Below are 17,879 nucleotides of genomic sequence, written 5' to 3'. Positions count from 1 at the left end.
CTTTAACCGATCTGCCCCCCGTTGATCTTATTGTAAATACCTACCACTCTTCCATCGGTGAGACTGGCCACAAAACAACTCACGCCGAGGAGACACTGGTATTCGGAAGTAAATCCCTGAAGATATTTTTCCGGTATAAGCTGCAATATGAGATTATCATAATGGGTTTCTTCCCCCAGAAACCTGTGCAAGGCGGCTTTACAAAAAACGCCGAGAAGTTTCTCCACAATAGCATAACCTGCTATTTCCTTTTCGGTTACTTCTTCGGATTTATATATCTTTTCGATACTCAGTTTTATTATATCATTGACCTGCGCAGTGTACTTGCATTTGTCCAGCAATGATGTGGAAAACTCTCCCTTTAATATTGCTTCTTCGTTTTCTATAAACACCCGTACGGCTTCTTCGATAAGTGTATTTATGGCCAGGGCCCGGAGGTAGCTTATTCGATCTTCCTTGGTTTTCAGTTCTCCGTATTTACCGGTATTGATCCGGTCTTTCACCAATTTTATCAGATATTCCAGGGCGTATTCTTCGTCTATCAGCCCCAGGTTAATGCCATCTTCAAAATCGATGATCGTATAACAAATATCGTCTGCTGCCTCCACGAGAAAAGCAAGCGGATGACGGGCATAGGACACGTCTTCCCCATTGCGTGTACGCCGCAGTTTGAGTTCGGAAGCTACCTCTTCAAAAAATTCCTTCTCGGACTGGAAAAAACCGAATTTTTTATCGGAAATATGCTTTGTTGGTTTCTTGGGCAGGGACTCCTTGGGGTACTTGGTAAATGCCCCCAGGGTGGCATAGCTAAGTCTCAGTCCGCCTTGAACACCCTCCCGGCTTTCCGTAAGTATCTTAAAACCATTGGCATTTCCTTCAAAATCGGTCAGGTCCTGGTATTGTTTGGCAGTGAGCATTGCTTTGTACTTCACCCCTTCCCCGGTCTTAAAAAATGCTCCTATGGCTTTCTCTCCACTATGTCCGAAAGGTGGGTTGCCGATGTCATGAGCAAGGGCTGCTGCTGCTACGATAGCACCGAAATCATTAAACCTGTAACCGTGCACTTCCTGTAGATAAGGATGTTTTTCCAGTATTTTTATGCCTACGATCCTTCCGAGGCTACGCCCCACGACCGATACTTCCATACTGTGGGTGAGACGGGTATGTACGAAGTCGGTTTTGGACAACGGGATCACCTGTGTTTTGTCCTGTAAACTCCTGAAGGAAGAAGAAAATATGATACGGTCATAATCGACCTCAAACCCGAGGCGGGTCTCTTCCTGTTCTTTGCGTAATCTTTTATTTTTATCTCCTTGTCGTCTAAGGGATAAAAGTTCTTCCCACTGCATCATATTTCTTGTGTATTTGCTCCTAATTGATCCAGGCCTTCCCGTATCTGCTTTTCTTCGTCGTATTTTTTAATGTCCACCACATAGGTCTTGGGTATGGAATCGTGCCATCCCCTGCCTTCACTGCCTAAAAAGGAAAAGGCGTCAAAGGGAATAAAACGGCAGAGACTCCGGATAAAAACCTCATCGGGGCCAGCTTTCTTTTCGCTTTCGTTAATCACCCTTGTATTGGTTACAAACTTCCCTATAGTCCTGCCCGTCGTACTCTCCAAAGCCATGTAATAGATCAGGCTGACAACCACTCCGAATAAAAGTTCTTCTACAGCGGTCATATTTTCTACAAAACGGAGAAAACCTCCCATTCCCAATGCTTCGGACAATATATAAGCGAGCATGCCTAGCAAAAATGTCAATATATAGATCACGATCCGATCTATGACAAAGTTGGCCAAGCGTTTGCCTTTACCGGCGTATACTTTTTCGGGAAGATAGTAGTATTTTTTTTGCATAGGCCATAATTTAAAGCAATTTGTGCATATTCCTGTTATTTCTCCGGAACAATCGATCTATTTGCTTCTCCATCTGCATTTCAAAACCCCGAAAAAGCCTTCGGTAAAGCTTCTCCGGGGTTGTTTCATTATCTTTTTATAAACTTTCTCTTTTAAGACCCGCACATCAGGCAATCATCGTCTTCACTTTCGCGGGACTTGGCCAGCATTTCCTTCAACTCTTCCGGGGTCAGGGGCTCTACCGCTACCGGCTGATTTCCAGGTGCACTTTGTAATATGGCTGCTACTCCTGCCGGCACTTCTTCCTGCTTTGGTTCGGGAGCGGCTTTTTTGCTGTTGTCCAGAGTAAATTTGATGGCATCTACAGCCGATTTGGTCCTCAGATAGTACATTCCTGTCTTGAGCCCGCTCTTCCATGCATAGAAATGCATAGAAGTAAGTTTGGCAAAGTTGGCATTTTCCATAAACAGGTTCAGTGACTGGGACTGGTCGATAAAATATCCTCGTTGACGGGACATATCTATAATATCTTTCATACTGAGTTCCCACACGGTTTTGTAGAGTTCTTTTATGTCCTGGGGAATACCATCTATATGTTGTATGGATCCGTTGGCGCGCATCAGTTCCTGTTTCAGTTCTTCCGTCCACAGACCAAGGTTTACCAGGTCTTCCAAAAGGTGTTTGTTCACTACTATGAATTCTCCTGACAATACCCTTCTCGTATATATGTTGGACGTGTATGGTTCGAAGCACTCGTTGTTACCAAGTATCTGCGAAGTGGATGCGGTAGGCATCGGCGCCACAAGCAGGGAATTCCGCACGCCGTGTTTCATCACATCTTTACGCAGCTTTGTCCAGTTCCATCTTCCGCTCAATTCTTCATCCTTTATTCCCCAAAGGTTAAACTGAAATTCGCCTTGCGAGATCGGAGATCCTTTAAAGGTTTCGTATGCACCTTCTTCTTTGGCCATTTCCATAGACGCTGTTACCGCGGCAAAATAGATAGTCTCAAAAATTTCCTGGTTCAGTGTTTTAGCCTCATCGGAAGTAAAAGGCATTCTCAGGCGAATGAAAGTGTCTGCCAGTCCTTGTACACCAAGTCCTATGGGACGGTGACGAAAATTGGAGTTTTCTGCCTCTTTTACCGGGTAATAGTTTCTGTCGATAACCCTGTTGAGGTTTCTTGTAACCCTTTTGGTAACTTTAAAGAGTTCTTTATGATCGAATTCATTGCCTTTGATATACATGGGCAGTGCTATGGATGCCAGGTTACATACGGCCACTTCATCGGGAGAGGTGTATTCCATGATCTCGGTACAGAGATTGGAAGAGCGTATGGTTCCCAGGTTCTTCTGGTTGGATTTGCGGTTAGCAGCATCCTTGTATAGCATATACGGCGTTCCGGTTTCTATCTGCGATTCGAGTATTTTTTCCCAAAGGTCCCTTGCTTTTACGGTTTTTCTTCCTTTGCCGGCAGCTTCATATTCTTCGTACTTTTTCTCGAATTCTTCTGCATAGCTGTCAAACAGCCCGGGACATTCGTTAGGGCACATCAGAGTCCAGCTTCCGTTTTGTTCTACCCTTTTCATAAACAGGTCGGGTATCCACATGGCATAGAACAGGTCTCTTGCACGCATTTCTTCTTTTCCGTGGTTTTTCTTCAGGTCGAGGAAATCCATAATATCGGCATGCCACGGCTCTACGTATATGGCAAAGCTCCCTTTTCGCTTTCCTCCGCCCTGGTCTACATAGCGGGCGGTGTCGTTAAATACGCGAAGCATGGGCACTATACCATTGGAAGTACCGTTGGTACCGGCAATATAACTCCCGGTAGCACGGACGTTGTGTATGGAAAGGCCTATTCCTCCGGCAGACTGGGAAATTTTTGCAGTGTGCTTTAAAGTATCGTAAATACCGTCTATACTGTCATCCTTCATGGCGAGCAGGAAACAGGAAGACATTTGCGGTTTCGGTGTTCCGGAATTAAACAGGGTAGGTGTAGCGTGTGTAAAGTATTTTTTAGACATGAGTTCATATGTTTCCACAACACTTTCCATGTCATCAAGATGGATTCCTACGGCTACACGCATAAGCATGTGTTGCGGCCGCTCGGCTATCTTACCATTGAGTTTCAGCAGGTACGAACGTTCGAGGGTCTTAAACCCGAAATAGTCATATCCGAAATCCCTGTTATATATTATGGTTGAATCTAATGCTTCGGCATTTTCCTGAACTACTTTGTAAACTTCATCAGACAACAGCGGTGCTTTCTTCCCGGTACGGGGGTTTACATAATTGTAGAGATCGGCCATGGTTTCCGAAAAAGACTTCTTGGTATTCTTATGCAGGTTGGAAACGGATATCCTCGCGGCCAGTTTGGCATAATCGGGGTGTGTGGTGGTCATGGTCGCGGCAATTTCAGCCGCCAGGTTGTCCAGTTCTGAAGTGGTTACCCCATCGTACAATCCTTCAATCACACGCATTGCCACTTTTACGGGATCCACCAAAGTATTCAACCCGTAACACAATTTTCGTACCCGTGCAGTGATCTTGTCAAACATCACGAGCTCTTTTCTACCGTCTCTTTTAATTACATCCATACCGCTACTGTTTTTTATTAAATATTTTTCATAATTTATTTGTGTTACCGTCCGTTAAAAATCGGCATCGAAGCTGATCTTCTGGGACTCGTCATCTTTATCTTTGTTAAGCACACCTGCTTTTTGATATTCGGATACCCGTTTCTCAAAGAAATTGGTTTTCCCCTGCAGAGATATCATATCCATAAAATCGAACGGATTGGTAGCATTAAATACTTTTTCGCATTCCAGTTCTACCAACAGCCTGTCCGTTACAAATTCCAGGTATTGTGTCATCAGTTTGGCATTCATCCCTATCAGGCTGACCGGGAGGGATTCCGTGACAAACTCTCTTTCTATATTCAACGCATCAACGATGATTTCCTTGATACGTTCTTTCGAAACTTTATCAACAAGGTGGTTGTTATGCAGATGTACGGCAAAATCACAATGCATCCCTTCGTCTCTTGATATCAATTCATTGGAAAAGGTAAGACCGGGCATCAATCCTCGTTTTTTTAGCCAGAAAATAGAACAGAAAGCCCCCGAGAAGAAGATACCTTCTACCGCGGCAAAAGCGATCAGCCTTTCCGCAAAAGAATCGGATTCTATCCAGCGCAGTGCCCAGTCCGCTTTTTTCTTGATCGCAGGGAACACCTCGATAGCCTTAAACAACTGATTTTTTTCATTTTCTTCCTTAACGTAAGTATCTATCAGCAAAGAATAGGTTTCCGAATGGATGTTTTCCATCATGATCTGGAAACCGTAGAAGAATTTTGCCTCGGAATACTGCACTTCATTCACGAAGTTTTCCGCAAGATTTTCATTGACAATTCCGTCAGAAGCCGCAAAGAATGCCAGGATATGTTTCACAAAATACCGCTCATCTTCATTGAGTTTGTTATTCCAGTCATTCAGGTCCTGGTGCAGATCAATTTCTTCAGCGGTCCAGAAGCAAGCTTCCTGTTTTTTGTACCATTCCCAGATGTCGTGGTGCTTGATCGGAAAAATGACAAACCTGTCTTTGTTCTCTTGTAAAATGGGCTCTGTAGTAATGGACATTTCTTCTCGTTTTTAGGAAGTTAATATTTTATTGAATGGGGTAGGTTGGGACTAACAAAGATTGCAAAATGTCGTTAGAAATGAAAGGCTAAAGCGATGCTTTCCTATAAAAGTTTTTAACAGTCCCTGTTGAAATGTTTTCGCAGCATTTTCCTTCCGTCACAACATAAAAAACTGAAAAACAATCAATTAAATTAAAAACATTTTCCTGTTAAAAAACAAAGATTTTTCAAAAAAATCCTTATTTTAAAGGCACTATCCAGGTTCAAAACATAAAAAACAACGCTGTAAGGACAAAATGGAAATTCTGTTTTTTACGATAAAATAATACTGAAGCATATCACGGGAACCGGGAATCCGGAACCTCGTTTTTATTTTTTCAATCCTTCGGCCACTTCTTCCAGTTCCCTGTACCAATCTTCTCCGAACTTACGGATCAGGGCATCTTTTACAAATTTGTACACGGGCACCTGCAATTCCTTTCCGAGGGCGCAGGCATCGTCACAAATATACCATTTGTGATAGTTTACGGCTGCAAATTGGGAGTATTCCTTAACCCGCACCGGGTAAAGGTGACAGGAAACAGGTTTTTTCCAGGATATTTTCTTGTGATTGTAGGCTTCTTCTATAGCACAGAGCGCCGTTCCTCTTTTATCAAAGATAACATAGGCACATTCGCTGCCATTGACCAGGGGAGTTTCCCAGTCACCGTCTTCACCCTTAACGAAAGTTCCTTGCCTTTCAATGGCAACAACACCTTCTTTACGTAAAAAGGGTTTTACTTCCGGATATATGGCATCGAGTATAGCGGTCTCTGCCTGGTCAAGAGGAGCACCGGCATCTCCGTCAACACAACAGGCTCCTTTACAGGCAGACAGGTTACAAACAAAATCCTCCTCCAGTACTTCTTCGGACACTATGGTTTTTCCTAATTGAAACATGCTGCAAAGATATGGACAAAAGCATAAAGTATGTAGTTGGATATATGAAGTATTTTATTCTTTAACTCTTTACGTTGAGCTAACATTAAGTTAGCGATCATATTACAGAAACAACCAAGATTATTTTCCTATTTTAGCACAGCTTTTTTTTACAAAAGACCCGAACCATGAAACAAACACTTTTCTTTTTTATTACGTGCATGATAGCAACCGGCATTTCAGAGAAAGCTGTTGCCCAGGAAGGACAAGGCTTTAATAAAAACAAAGTAATTGCCCACCGTGGCGCATTTAAAAAAGCCGGATATCCGGAAAACTCGCTTGCCTCCCTCAACCAGGCCATAAAACTAGGATGCGAAGGTTCTGAATTTGATGTATGGATGACCAAAGACGGGGTGCTTGTGGTAAACCACGACGGAGATTTTATGGGCATACACATAGAAGACTCTACATACGCAGAGCTACTGCAAAAACAACACCCGAACGGCGAAAAAATTCCGACAGCCGAAGCATACATTAAAGAGGGTATGAAACAACACCACACCAAACTCATATTTGAAATAAAACCATCCAAAGACAAGGCCCGCGGCCTGGAACTGGCTACAAAATCCGTTGAGCTCGTGCAAAAGCTGAAAGCACAGGAGTGGATAGACTACATCAGTTTTGATTATGATATCTGCAAAAAAGTAATGGCCCTGGATTCTCAGGCCAATGTCGCTTACCTCAACGGCGACCTCTCTCCTGCCGAACTGAAAAAAGACGGTTTCTTTGGCCTGGACTACTACATAAAGACCATGAAAGAACACCCGGAATGGATAAAACAGGCAAAAGAAGAAGGGCTTACGGTAAATGTATGGACGGTAAACAAACGGGAAGACATGGAATGGCTGCTGCAACAGGATGTCGATTTTATTACTACCAATGAGCCGGAATTATTATTTGAGATCATAGAGAAACACTGACCTGTTTTTCCGTATCCATAATTAAACTCCCCACATGCCTACCTATCTGCGATGAAGGACCATCGGTTATTTTTTTAACCGGAGAGTTCCGTTTATCCGTCGGATATGCTTACTTTTGCCATCGTTTTTTTAACTTGTTGCTATTATGACCTTTAGCATTAAAGAAATTGCTACGGCGACAATGGTTTTGTTTGCCGTAATCGACATTATCGGGAGCGTTCCGATCATTATCGGACTGCGGGAAAAAGTGGGCCATATTCAATCGGAAAAGGCCTCTGTTATCGCCGGAATTATTATGATCGCCTTTCTTTTTGTGGGCGAAAAAATACTCAGTCTTATCGGGATTGATGTTTATTCTTTTGCGGTAGCGGGTTCTTTTATCATTTTCTTCCTGGCCATAGAAATGATCCTGGGCATTACGCTCTACAATGACGATGCCCCGGAAACGGCTTCTGTAGTCCCCCTGGCTTTCCCCCTCATTGCAGGAGCGGGGACCATGACCTCCATTTTATCCCTTAGAGCGGAGTATCACGTGGAGAATATCATAGTGGCCATCATTATCAACATCCTGTTTGTTTACATCGTCCTGAAATCTTCGAAGAAAATAGAACGGATGCTGGGCAAATCCGGACTGGGGGTGATCCGCAAAATATTCGGAGTGGTACTGCTTGCCATTGCGGTAAAACTTTTTGCCAGTAACGCGACCAATTTGTTTTGATCTGTAACTGTTCCGGACTTACATACATATTCGTCCCCTCACATCTTATCTCCGGGTGCCGAATTCTTTGTATCTTTGTCTCTCCGATAAAAACAAATAAGCATTCATGAAATATTTCATCCTTATACTGATCCTTGCAGCCATTGGACTTATAGCTTATAACGTTACTCTAATAGACTTCAATGCACCAATGGAAGGGGATAGTGTTGTAGCCATGATAGGTGTTGTTTCGGCCCTCTGTGCCATACTACTGCTTGTCATTTTTACACTCTCCAAAAAGATACAGGACAAAATCAACAATAAGAGATAGTGGTTGATGTAATGGTCATAGGCGGCGGAGTTGCGGGTATGCAATGTGCCCTGGTATTGGGATCTTCCCGAAATACCGCCTACGCCAGGGATAAAAAAACCGGGATTATCATGCACCAAAAGGCTTCCCACCTGCAAAGCGCCTTACTGAATAATGTTCTGGGCATTGCACCGGGAACTGCCGGGCCGGACATCCTGAAAGACGGAAAACAACACCTAACGGATAAATATCCCGATGTTATACAAATAGAAAACGAAAAGGTAGTGGCTGTAACAGGAGAAGCCGGGAACTTCACCGTTAAAACCAACAAAAGGGAATACAAGGCCAGGATCATAGTAATTGCTATCGGATATACCGATCTTTTTAACATCGAAGGATTAAACGAATACCTTATCCCACACAGGCTATCTCCTCCCGAAAAAAACAGAAAACAACTGCAAAACACGGATCACCTGGTAAAAGAAGGCATATATGTAGCCGGAACCCTGGCCGGGTGGCGCAGTCAGTTTGCTATAGCCGCAGGTAGCGGTGCACAGGTGGCCACGGATATTCTCACCGTATGGAATAACGGCAAACACAGCAAAGTACACGACAAAATATAATAGCTTTAATCTATGGGGCGGGCATAATCAGCCGTTTCTTTCCTTGTTCGGCTTATTTCCAGCACTTTAGATATGGTATTATCTCCTGTATTGATAATACGGATCTGCGCCACACTTCCATAAAGCTGCTCTGCAATAGTCGCTTTGATATGTTTTTTGAGATTATCTTTGTATTTGGAGAAATCGATCCGGGAAAAATCCACTCCTATCAATCCTCTGTTTCGCTGTCCGTACCTCACAAATTCTTCGATAAGCTTATCGTCTATAACAACATTTTTCAAAAAGCTTTCTTCATCATATTTACTGAACAGACTCCTGTCCTTATCCAGGTATTCAAATACAAAGTAGGATAGAAATCCGTTTTGAAGTATATAGTTCAGTGCTTCTTCTTCGAGATTGGTATCGAGCGGTATAAACACATCCGGAATGATTCCGCCGCCGCCGTAAACTATTTTGCCTTTGGGTGTTGTAAATTTCAGGGAATCATCAACATGGATACTGTCTGCCGACGCCAGTTCACCATTGTGGTACCGCTCATAGAACTTGCTGTAATAATCGTCTATGCCGTTATCATATGAACGTTGAATAGATCTCCCGGTCGGAGTGTAATACCGGGAAACCGTAAGTCTTACGGATGAGCCGTCTCCCAGGGCCATTTCGCGCTGCACCAGCCCTTTCCCGAATGACCGTCTGCCCACAATTACCCCTTTATCGTTATCCTGGAGCGCCCCGGCAATGATCTCACTCGCGGAAGCGGATTTCTCATTGATGAGAACATATACTTTACCATTTTCAAAATCTCCCCTGGAAGTGGCAAAGGTTTTTCGCACTTCACCTTTTTTATTCTTGGTAAACAATATCAGTTTGTCTTCCTCCAGGAACTCATCGGCTATTTCTTCGGCCACGCCCATATATCCGCCGGGGTTATCCCGAAGATCCAGAACCAGTTCTTTAACGCCGCGTCGCGTCAGCACATTTAGTGCTTCCTTAAATTCTTTATACGTGGTTTCCGCAAAACGGTTTATTTTTATATACCCCAGCGTATCAGTAAGCATATAAAAGGCATCTACGCTCCGGATAGGGACTTTGGCTCTTTTTATGTTGAAAGTGAGCAACGAGTCCTCATCTTTCCGGTAAACTTTTACCTGCACGGGTGTACCGGAAGCCCCTTTAAGCTTATTTACCAGGTCCCGGCTGCGGATATCCTTTCCGAAAAGCGTGTCTTTATCCGCATACAGGATACGGTCTCCCGGCTTTATACCGGCCAGAATACTCGGCCCCCCCTCTATGGGCCGTATTACCGAAAGAGTGTCTTTATACATATAAAAACTCACCCCTATCCCCACAAAATCACCTTGCATATTCTCTGCTACCCGCTGATGGTCTTCCTTAGGGATATACACGGAATGGGGGTCCAGTTTTTCCAATATTTCATTTACGGTAATATCAACAATGCTGTCGGTGTTAACCTCATCGACATACTCGTAGTCAATGTAATCGATAAGACGATTGAGCTTTTCCTTTTTGGAATTGGATGAAAAGAGTTTCTGGGGAGCATCTTTAAAATTGATCTTTCCACCGATAAGCACCCCGGCAGCTAAAGCGACAGCTATAAGTAACGGAAGCCATATTTTCTTTTCATCCTTCATATTATTCCTCTTATTCCTCCAGATCGGGCATGTGTTCTAATTCAACGCCTGCTTTGGCGAGAAATTGTAATCCTGAATCATCTTTATATGCCTGGTGATAAACCACCCTGGTGATTCCGGCCTGATGTACTAATTTACTACATTCTTTACAAGGAGACAAGGTTATGTATAAAGTAGCACCGTTGCATGACTGCGTAGAAGAAGCTACTTTAAGAATGGCGTTGGCCTCGGCATGGAGCACATACCATTTAGTATATCCTTCATCATCCTCACAGATATTTTCGAAACCTGTCGGGGTTCCGTTATACCCGTCGGATATGATCATCCGGTCCTTTACGATAATAGCCCCCACCTGCCGGCGCTTGCAGTAAGACAGCTTGCTCCACTCCATAGCCATCCGCAGATAAGCCCTATCGTATTTTTCCTGTTTTTTCTTTGACATATCAATACGGATAATTTTCTATCAGCATCGGCAATACGACACCTATCACCATAGCTGAGATAACCAGTATCCAATCTCTCCGGTTAAACCTGAAAACAGTAGATAAAATAAATCCTAAAATAAGTACTACAAGCACTACGATAACCTGTGCAGCTTCAATCCCCAGTGCAAATTCGAGCAGGGGCAGCAGTTTATTTTCCTCTCCTGCAATAATCCCTTTAAAATACGATGAAAAGCCCAGCCCATGAACAATACCGAAAAACAGGGTCACAAAAAATGCAGGTCCGAATTTTTCTATTCCAGATCGTTTTGCCGTAAAAATGTTAAACAATGCCGTAACAAAAATGGTCACGGGGATAAGAAACTCCACCAAGGTCGCACTTACCCGTATGAGCCCGTATGTGGACATGACAAGGGACAAAGTATGCCCTATGGTAAATACGGTAACCAACCACAATATCTTTTTCCAGTGGTTAAAGGTATAAGGTACTGTTAACGCGACAAGAAAAAGAATATGGTCGTACGCATTGGTATCCAGGACATGTGTGAGCCCCAGTTTAAAATACAGCCAAAACTGTGACATATAGCTATTTTTTGAGGTTGCCCAAACTTACGATTTATTTATAAAAATAATATATCCGTACAGCAAATAATCGATAATCCAGAATAAAGCACAATCATACAGGATTTTTGGTGTGTCTCTGGATAAGATGCTGACCTGGAAAGCTAAACAAACTGTTAAAGCGTCGCTTGTCCACAAAATTATTTGTAATTTTGTGGACAAGTCAAAAAAAGCAGAAATATGTATCCCGAAGAATTAGTAAAACCGATGAAAGAAGACCTGACCAATGTCGGGTTTCAAGAATTACATACCCCTGAAGAAGTAGATGCAGCCATTGCCAAACCGGGGACCACATTAGTAGTGGTAAACTCGGTGTGCGGATGTGCCGCTGCAAATGCAAGGCCCGGCGCCAAGATATCCTTGAACAATGCCAAAAAGCCGGATCATATCGTTACTGTCTTTGCCGGTGTGGACCGGGAAGCTACTGACAGGGCCAGAGGGCACATGGTCCCTTTCCCTCCTTCTTCTCCCAGTATGGCGCTTTTCAAAGACGGCGAACTGGTACATATGCTGGAACGTCACCACATTGAAGGCCGTCCTGCGGAAATGATAGCAGACAACCTGATCGGGGCATATAACGAACACTGCTAATTTAGCAGGATAGCATAAAAAATAGATATGCCTGAAGAGTAACAACACTTTTCAGGCATTCTTTTTTTCTACACTTGTGGAATTAAACAGGTTTTGTAAGGATTATTTACTTCGGAACTTGCGATATACAAAATATCCAAGTATCCCCATAAGGATATATGGAACAGCCATAAGGTATATAATACCATTATTTATCCCCCTCGCGGCTTCCTGCCCCTCCCCGCTTTCCAATACGGCCCTGCACATGGCACATTGCGCCCCGGCGGGCAATACGGTCCACAGAAGAACGAAAACGAATATGTAATATTTGGTATTAATAACTACAATTTTTTAATATTCTTTATCCAAACAGCACTTAACTCATGCATAATACGGGGAAATCATCAGGTAAACCACAACTCCGGTCACGGCTACATAAAGCCATATGGGGTATGTTACCCGTGCTATCTTTCTGTGTTTGTCGAATCTTTTTGCCAATGCTCTTACAAAGGATACCAATACCATTGGTATTATGATTATAGAGAGTAGTATATGTGTGATGAGGATAAAATAATACACATATTTTATCATTCCCTCTCCTCCGTACACGGTAGAATTCGAAGTCATATGGTAGGCCACGTACATAACAAGAAAGGCAGCCGACAAACCTATACATATTTTCATCAGACGTTCGTGAAGCGTTATCTTACCGTTTTTAACGGCCCATACGGCCGTTACCAGCAAAATAGCCGTGAGCCCGTTTATCGTTGCGTAAATGGGTGGTAAAAAGGTTAACGGTTCCACATTAGGAATCTTTACCCCAAAAAGAATGGCCACCACAACGGGTATGGCGATAGACAGAACAAGAATAAGCCTGTTATACTTTTTTTCTTCTACGGTTGTTGTCGTCATAGATTCTCATTTTAAATCCCAAGCAGGACGGCAATATCCTCTTTCAACATGTCTATACCTTCCTGTTCCAGTCCGTTATAATAGACCATCGGATTTCCGAACTTGTCTATCCTTGAACGTATATTTCCCCCTTCATCCACCAGGGCAAACATTCCGGAATGTTCAAAACCTCCATTCACTTCGGGATTTACTCCCGCATACAGGTTAAAGCCATTATTGGCAAGCTGATATATTTCGTCCTGATCACCGGTGAGGAAATGCCAGTTCGGATGCTCCGCACCGTACTTTTCCGCATATGCTTTCAATACTTCTGGCGTATCATTCTCGGGGTTAATAGTTATAGACGCTATTCCGAATTTCGGACTATCCCTGAACGCCTCCTGTATCTTTACCATATTCTCGTTCATTACCGGGCAGATCGTAGGGCAGGTAGTAAAGAAAAATTCTACAAGATAAACTTTTCCTTTATAATCATCATTAGTTATTTTCTTATTATTCTGATCCGTGAAGGCAAAAGGAGGGACCTCCCCTACGACTACCAGTTCTTCTATCCCGGCACCTTTATGCCCTTCACCTATTTTATGACGGTCACTGTCCACCACATCGCCATCTTTCACCCGGTCTATTATTTTGGGGATAAAAATAATACCGAAGACAAGAATAACAAGAGAAACCCAGACATATGTATAATTACCTTTCATCGAACTTCACTTTTTTCTATTAAACATAACAGGCCTTTGCCACAACAGCCCAATGGACTTTGTTAATCGTCATTTTAATTTCTTAAGATAAGAATCCCGTTTATTAGTGGTATTGTTTTTTTTCAACTCCAGACGGTATTCCGCGAGCAATATTTTTATGTCGTCTATCATCTTATCGTTGAGTTCCGCTACCGATGTGGCATCAAAGCCATAAAGAACATGACCGGAATCATCATCTTTTTTCCTGCCTCTCAGATTGCGTTCGCGATCTACGATAAATACGAGCGGAGTACTCATGTTCTCATCCAGGGAAACATTGCTCTGCAGACTATGAAAAAGCCCCTTTATATCACTGTCTTTTCCAAAGAGGAAATTCCAGTTCACCATATCGGTAAGAGGGGACAGTTCTTTTTTTAATTCTTCCGCTTCCTTCTCCTTACCTTCGGGAAGAATCATAACAAACTGAAAGTCGGAAAACTGATAGAATCTCTTGTATATCTTCTGGTTGATGTTAAAGGCATTCCCCTTCATCTTTTCCGGATGTTTTCCCAGAAAACCAAGCACTGTTATTTTGTCTTTCAGCCTTACCTCATCACCCTCTAAAGAATAAAAAGCAGACACCTCTTCGACATTCTTAGTCAGCACCGGTAATTTCACGAAATTATTTACCCCCGAAGCAAAAAACAGATATGCTATAATAGGAAGGATAAACAACACTCCGAGAACTATATACTTTTTCATCCGCGACATCAATTAAAGAACCTGTCAAGTGTAATATCTTCTCTTTCGAGGACTACTCTATAAAGGTGTTACAAAAATAAAAAAGACGGTTCAAAACCGCCTTCTTAATATTGTTAAATATGGTTTAGAAATCCCAACTTACAAAACCATCACTAAGCACATCGTGAACGTAGCTTCCTTCAGTCAGCAATATAAATGCGAGGTAAGGAATAAGAATCAGAAGCGGCAGAACAATAGACCACCTGAAAGCTCCCTTTTCTCCCTCGAGGTGCATGAAGGCCCAGGCGATGTAATATGCCTTAACTATAGTAAGGATAATAAATATCCAGTTGAGAATCTTCATCCCGATAATATGAGCCATAGACCACTCCGGCCTTACAATACCAAGAGCTACTTCCACTATAGTTATCACGGACAATATAACAAATACCGTCCATATTCTCTTTACGTTAGATGCGTGTGCGTGTGCCATTTTCAAATTATATATTTTCTGAAACCCTTTCCAGGACTTCCGCTTGTTATCTTTTATTTTTATACCAGATAGAAGAATGTGAATACAAACACCCAGACAAGGTCTACAAAGTGCCAGTACAACCCTACTTTCTCTACCATCTCATAACTCTTTCTCTTCTCATAAGTACCGAGTATAACGTTAAAGAATATGATAACGTTAATAAGCACTCCTGAGAACACGTGGAATCCGTGGAATCCGGTAATGAAAAAGAAAAAATCCGCAAACAACCTGTTTCCGTATTCATTTCTTTCCAGGTTAGCTCCTTCTACAACCAGGACAGCATTCTTTATCTTGTCCACCGATTCTGTTCTGCTCAGTACGGTTTTATGCCCTTCTTCATTCAGCACCTCTGTTCTTATAACAATATCATTATGGGCATTAAACCCGTCTATAATATCTTTTACGGTATATACAGCTTCGCTATCTTCCACTCCGACTGAAAGCCCGCTGCCATTCATTCCTTGTTTGGCCTCTCCCGTAGGGACAGCAAAATCGTGAAGCGCTACGCGCTCACCGGTATTGGCATCCACAAACTGCAATATCCTTCCTCCCCTGGTTTCCAAAGCACCATATTCGCCGGCGATAAAGTTTTTCCACTCCCAGGCCTGTGACCCCAGGAAGATAATACCTCCCACAATGGTAAGCAACATATACCAGGTCACCTTAGTCTTTTTCAGTTGATGTCCGGCATCCACCGCAAGCACCATGGTTACGGAAGAAAAAATAAGGATAAAGGTCATCAACGCCACATAGTACATTGGAGCGTCTACACCGTGAAGGAATGGAAAGTGCGTAAACACCTCATCCGCAATAGGCCAGGATTCTATAAACTTAAACCTCGAAAAACCATATGCGGCCAGAAATCCGGAGAATGTCAAGGCATCGGATACGATAAAGAACCACATCATCATCTTGCCATAACTGGCGTTAAGCGGCTCATTGCCTCCTCCCCAGACCTTGCCTTCTGTAGCTGTTGTAACAGTAGCTTCCATACACTAATACATATATCTTTTTAAAAACTGCCCAAATTTACGTTTTTTTCTTATCTAAAGAAATAGAAAAATAAAATGAGGTACACCCACAGAAAATCCAGGAAATGCCAAAAGGTCACACCCAATTCTAAACCAAGGGTTTGACCCGGCCCGTACTTTTCTTTAAAATGATTATAAATTACAACCAAAAGCACTATGATACCAGCCACAACGTGAGCTATATGTGCTATGGTGATGGCATAAAGAAACGAGGTGGTTATACTACTCTCGCTCCCTGTAAAGTAATACCCTTCTTCTATTATCTGTGAAAAACCCGAAAACTGGGATACTATAAATGCTATTCCCAAAACCAGGGTCATAAGCAACAAAACTGTCCCCGCGCCCCGGCGCGATCCTATAATCGCCTTTTTTGCCAGGTAAAACGTAATACTGCTGGCTACAATAAATATCGTACTGACATAAAATGCAGATGGCAACTCAAAATCCTGCAACCAGTCCGGCCTGGACTTGCTCACCACGTAGGCACTGGTAAGGCCCGCGAAGGTCATCACTATGCTCACCATACCGAACCAGAGCATCATTTTCTTAGCCCTGATATTCTTTTCCTCAAAAGTTCCCTGTGTCAAATCCATACGTATCGCTTCGCAATTATCTCATCGGGATATTCCCGTTTTCCTTCAATTTTATCCTATTATCCGCCAATAAATTTATCTGCTACATACACTATCTGTACAAAAGTGATATATGCAACACTTGCCAGCATAAGTTTTCTTGCGGCCACATTGTCTTTCTCATGATATAGGCGGATAGCAAAATACAGCATCCCCATACCCAACAGACCAACAATTACCGCTCCTGCAACAGACAAGTGTAGCCTGCCTGTCAACCCTGTCACCGGAAAAACCGAAACTATAATCATCCATATAGTATACATAATTACCTGCAATGCCGTAGCACTATCTTTTTTACCTGTAGGCAACATATAGTACCCGGCTTTCTTGTAATCATCATATAAAAGCCAGCCTATAGCCCAGAAATGGGGAAACTGCCAAAAAAACTGTATCATAAACAGGGTTCCCGGTTCTATACCAAAGGTATCTGTAGCTGCTACCCATCCCAGCATAAACGGAATAGCCCCTGGAAACGCCCCCACAAACACGGATAAAGGTGTTTTAGTCTTTAAAGGGGTATACACACTGGTATATAAAAAAATGGATATGGCCCCGAACATAGCTGTCTTAGGGTTTACCATATACAATATAACTATCCCCAGCACGGCACAGACCGTAGCTATTATAAACGCCGTATTAACGGACATCCTTCCTGCCGGAATCGGTCTGTTCATGGTGCGCTTCATCAAGGCATCCAGATCGCGCTCTATGATCTGGTTATAGGCATTGGACGCACCTACCATAAAATACCCGCCAATCATGAGCAATAATAACACCCTGTAATCTATGGTTTCGGCGCCGAGAAAATAACCGGCAACAGAAGAGAATACCACACTAACGGCCAGGCCTACTTTGGTAATCTGCTTAAAATCTTCCAAAGCCTGTGCAAACGCTCCTGTCTTTGTAGTAGTTCGTAAAGCCGTCTTCATCGGTTTTCAGATATGAGATTTAAGATGCGAGACTTGAGATACGGTATGAATACTTCCAACAAGGTTTATTCTACTATCTCCCATCTAAATAATCGGGTGCAAAGATA

At 42.8% G+C, this 17,879-nt stretch carries 21 protein-coding genes; 5 read left to right on the top strand and 16 right to left on the bottom strand.

Annotated features, from left to right (window positions below):
- Window positions 1–2 precede the first annotated feature (2 nt).
- From ACVBDY_RS10580 to ACVBDY_RS10560, 5 genes are all read right to left on the bottom strand, one after another.
- Window positions 3–1,349 (bottom strand): deoxyguanosinetriphosphate triphosphohydrolase, encoded by a 1,347-nt coding sequence (locus ACVBDY_RS10580; RefSeq protein WP_447175519.1) that lies wholly within the window; start codon window positions 1,347–1,349, stop codon window positions 3–5.
- A complete protein-coding gene (locus tag ACVBDY_RS10575) occupies window positions 1,349–1,858 on the bottom strand; it encodes an RDD family protein (RefSeq protein WP_447175450.1) in 510 nt (169 codons plus the stop codon). Before ACVBDY_RS10575 ends, ACVBDY_RS10580 begins: the two co-directional genes overlap by 1 nt.
- Before the next feature lie 152 nt (window positions 1,859–2,010).
- Window positions 2,011–4,458 carry a ribonucleoside-diphosphate reductase subunit alpha gene (locus ACVBDY_RS10570; RefSeq protein WP_447175449.1) on the bottom strand — a complete coding sequence of 816 codons (2,448 nt, stop codon included), beginning with the start codon at window positions 4,456–4,458 and terminating at the stop codon, window positions 2,011–2,013.
- Between the two features lie 54 nt (window positions 4,459–4,512).
- Window positions 4,513–5,499 (bottom strand): ribonucleotide-diphosphate reductase subunit beta, encoded by a 987-nt coding sequence (locus tag ACVBDY_RS10565; protein WP_447175448.1) that lies wholly within the window; start codon window positions 5,497–5,499, stop codon window positions 4,513–4,515.
- A gap of 371 nt (window positions 5,500–5,870) precedes the next feature.
- Window positions 5,871–6,440 (bottom strand): DUF3109 family protein, encoded by a 570-nt coding sequence (locus ACVBDY_RS10560; protein ID WP_447175447.1) that lies wholly within the window; start codon window positions 6,438–6,440, stop codon window positions 5,871–5,873.
- Between the two features lie 167 nt (window positions 6,441–6,607).
- On the opposite strand from ACVBDY_RS10560, the gene ACVBDY_RS10555 reads away from it, so the two are divergent.
- From ACVBDY_RS10555 to ACVBDY_RS10540, 4 genes are all read left to right on the top strand, one after another.
- The gene (locus ACVBDY_RS10555; protein WP_447175446.1) at window positions 6,608–7,399 is read left to right on the top strand and encodes a glycerophosphodiester phosphodiesterase; all 792 of its coding nucleotides are present in this window, start codon (window positions 6,608–6,610) and stop codon (window positions 7,397–7,399) included.
- Between the two features lie 145 nt (window positions 7,400–7,544).
- On the top strand, window positions 7,545–8,117 hold the full coding sequence (locus tag ACVBDY_RS10550) for a MarC family protein (protein WP_447175445.1): 573 nt from the start codon (window positions 7,545–7,547) through the stop codon (window positions 8,115–8,117).
- Window positions 8,118–8,223: 106 nt separating this feature from the next.
- Window positions 8,224–8,427: a hypothetical protein gene (locus tag ACVBDY_RS10545; protein ID WP_447175444.1), complete on the top strand. Its 204-nt coding sequence runs from the start codon at window positions 8,224–8,226 to the stop codon at window positions 8,425–8,427.
- Entirely contained in the window at window positions 8,427–9,029 is a 603-nt protein-coding gene (locus tag ACVBDY_RS10540; RefSeq protein ID WP_447175443.1) for an FAD-dependent oxidoreductase, read from the top strand. The genes ACVBDY_RS10545 and ACVBDY_RS10540 overlap by 1 nt, the downstream gene beginning before the upstream one ends.
- A 5-nt stretch (window positions 9,030–9,034) precedes the next feature.
- Here ACVBDY_RS10540 and ACVBDY_RS10535 read toward each other — a convergent pair whose 3' ends face one another.
- The 3 genes from ACVBDY_RS10535 to ACVBDY_RS10525 are packed head-to-tail and all read right to left on the bottom strand — an operon-like array spanning window position 9,035 to window position 11,703.
- Window positions 9,035–10,678: a S41 family peptidase gene (locus ACVBDY_RS10535; RefSeq protein WP_447175442.1), complete on the bottom strand. Its 1,644-nt coding sequence runs from the start codon at window positions 10,676–10,678 to the stop codon at window positions 9,035–9,037.
- Between the two features lie 10 nt (window positions 10,679–10,688).
- The gene (locus ACVBDY_RS10530) at window positions 10,689–11,120 is read right to left on the bottom strand and encodes a deoxycytidylate deaminase (RefSeq protein WP_447175441.1); all 432 of its coding nucleotides are present in this window, start codon (window positions 11,118–11,120) and stop codon (window positions 10,689–10,691) included.
- 1 nt (window position 11,121) lies between these two features.
- Window positions 11,122–11,703, bottom strand: coding sequence for a HupE/UreJ family protein (locus tag ACVBDY_RS10525; RefSeq protein ID WP_447175440.1), 582 nt, complete (start codon window positions 11,701–11,703; stop codon window positions 11,122–11,124).
- Window positions 11,704–11,922: 219 nt separating this feature from the next.
- Here ACVBDY_RS10525 and ACVBDY_RS10520 point away from each other — a divergent pair, with 219 nt between their 5' ends.
- Window positions 11,923–12,333 carry a BrxA/BrxB family bacilliredoxin gene (locus ACVBDY_RS10520; protein ID WP_447175439.1) on the top strand — a complete coding sequence of 137 codons (411 nt, stop codon included), beginning with the start codon at window positions 11,923–11,925 and terminating at the stop codon, window positions 12,331–12,333.
- Window positions 12,334–12,435: 102 nt separating this feature from the next.
- Here ACVBDY_RS10520 and ACVBDY_RS10515 read toward each other — a convergent pair whose 3' ends face one another.
- From ACVBDY_RS10515 to cyoE, 8 genes are all read right to left on the bottom strand, one after another.
- On the bottom strand, window positions 12,436–12,651 hold the full coding sequence (locus ACVBDY_RS10515; RefSeq protein ID WP_447175518.1) for a CAMCR motif-containing small membrane protein: 216 nt from the start codon (window positions 12,649–12,651) through the stop codon (window positions 12,436–12,438).
- 42 nt (window positions 12,652–12,693) lie between these two features.
- Window positions 12,694–13,224 (bottom strand): DUF420 domain-containing protein, encoded by a 531-nt coding sequence (locus ACVBDY_RS10510; protein ID WP_447175438.1) that lies wholly within the window; start codon window positions 13,222–13,224, stop codon window positions 12,694–12,696.
- A gap of 11 nt (window positions 13,225–13,235) precedes the next feature.
- Window positions 13,236–13,925, bottom strand: coding sequence for an SCO family protein (locus ACVBDY_RS10505; RefSeq protein WP_447175437.1), 690 nt, complete (start codon window positions 13,923–13,925; stop codon window positions 13,236–13,238).
- A 69-nt stretch (window positions 13,926–13,994) separates the two neighbouring features.
- A complete protein-coding gene (locus tag ACVBDY_RS10500; RefSeq protein WP_447175436.1) occupies window positions 13,995–14,666 on the bottom strand; it encodes a hypothetical protein in 672 nt (223 codons plus the stop codon).
- A gap of 124 nt (window positions 14,667–14,790) precedes the next feature.
- Window positions 14,791–15,138 (bottom strand): cytochrome C oxidase subunit IV family protein, encoded by a 348-nt coding sequence (locus tag ACVBDY_RS10495; protein ID WP_447175435.1) that lies wholly within the window; start codon window positions 15,136–15,138, stop codon window positions 14,791–14,793.
- Window positions 15,139–15,197: 59 nt separating this feature from the next.
- The gene (locus ACVBDY_RS10490) at window positions 15,198–16,172 is read right to left on the bottom strand and encodes a cytochrome c oxidase subunit 3 (RefSeq protein ID WP_447175434.1); all 975 of its coding nucleotides are present in this window, start codon (window positions 16,170–16,172) and stop codon (window positions 15,198–15,200) included.
- 50 nt (window positions 16,173–16,222) lie between these two features.
- Complete coding sequence (locus ACVBDY_RS10485) at window positions 16,223–16,804, bottom strand: cytochrome c oxidase subunit 3 (protein ID WP_447175433.1); 582 nt, start codon at window positions 16,802–16,804, stop codon at window positions 16,223–16,225.
- A 59-nt stretch (window positions 16,805–16,863) separates the two neighbouring features.
- Window positions 16,864–17,772 (bottom strand): heme o synthase, encoded by a 909-nt coding sequence (cyoE, locus tag ACVBDY_RS10480; RefSeq protein ID WP_447175432.1) that lies wholly within the window; start codon window positions 17,770–17,772, stop codon window positions 16,864–16,866.
- Window positions 17,773–17,879 lie beyond the last annotated feature (107 nt).

The sequence above is a fragment of the Sinomicrobium halophytocola genome, from assembly GCF_052983395.1.
The sequence above is the reverse complement of the archived record's forward strand: the minus strand, read 5'-3'. Positions and strand labels throughout refer to the sequence as shown.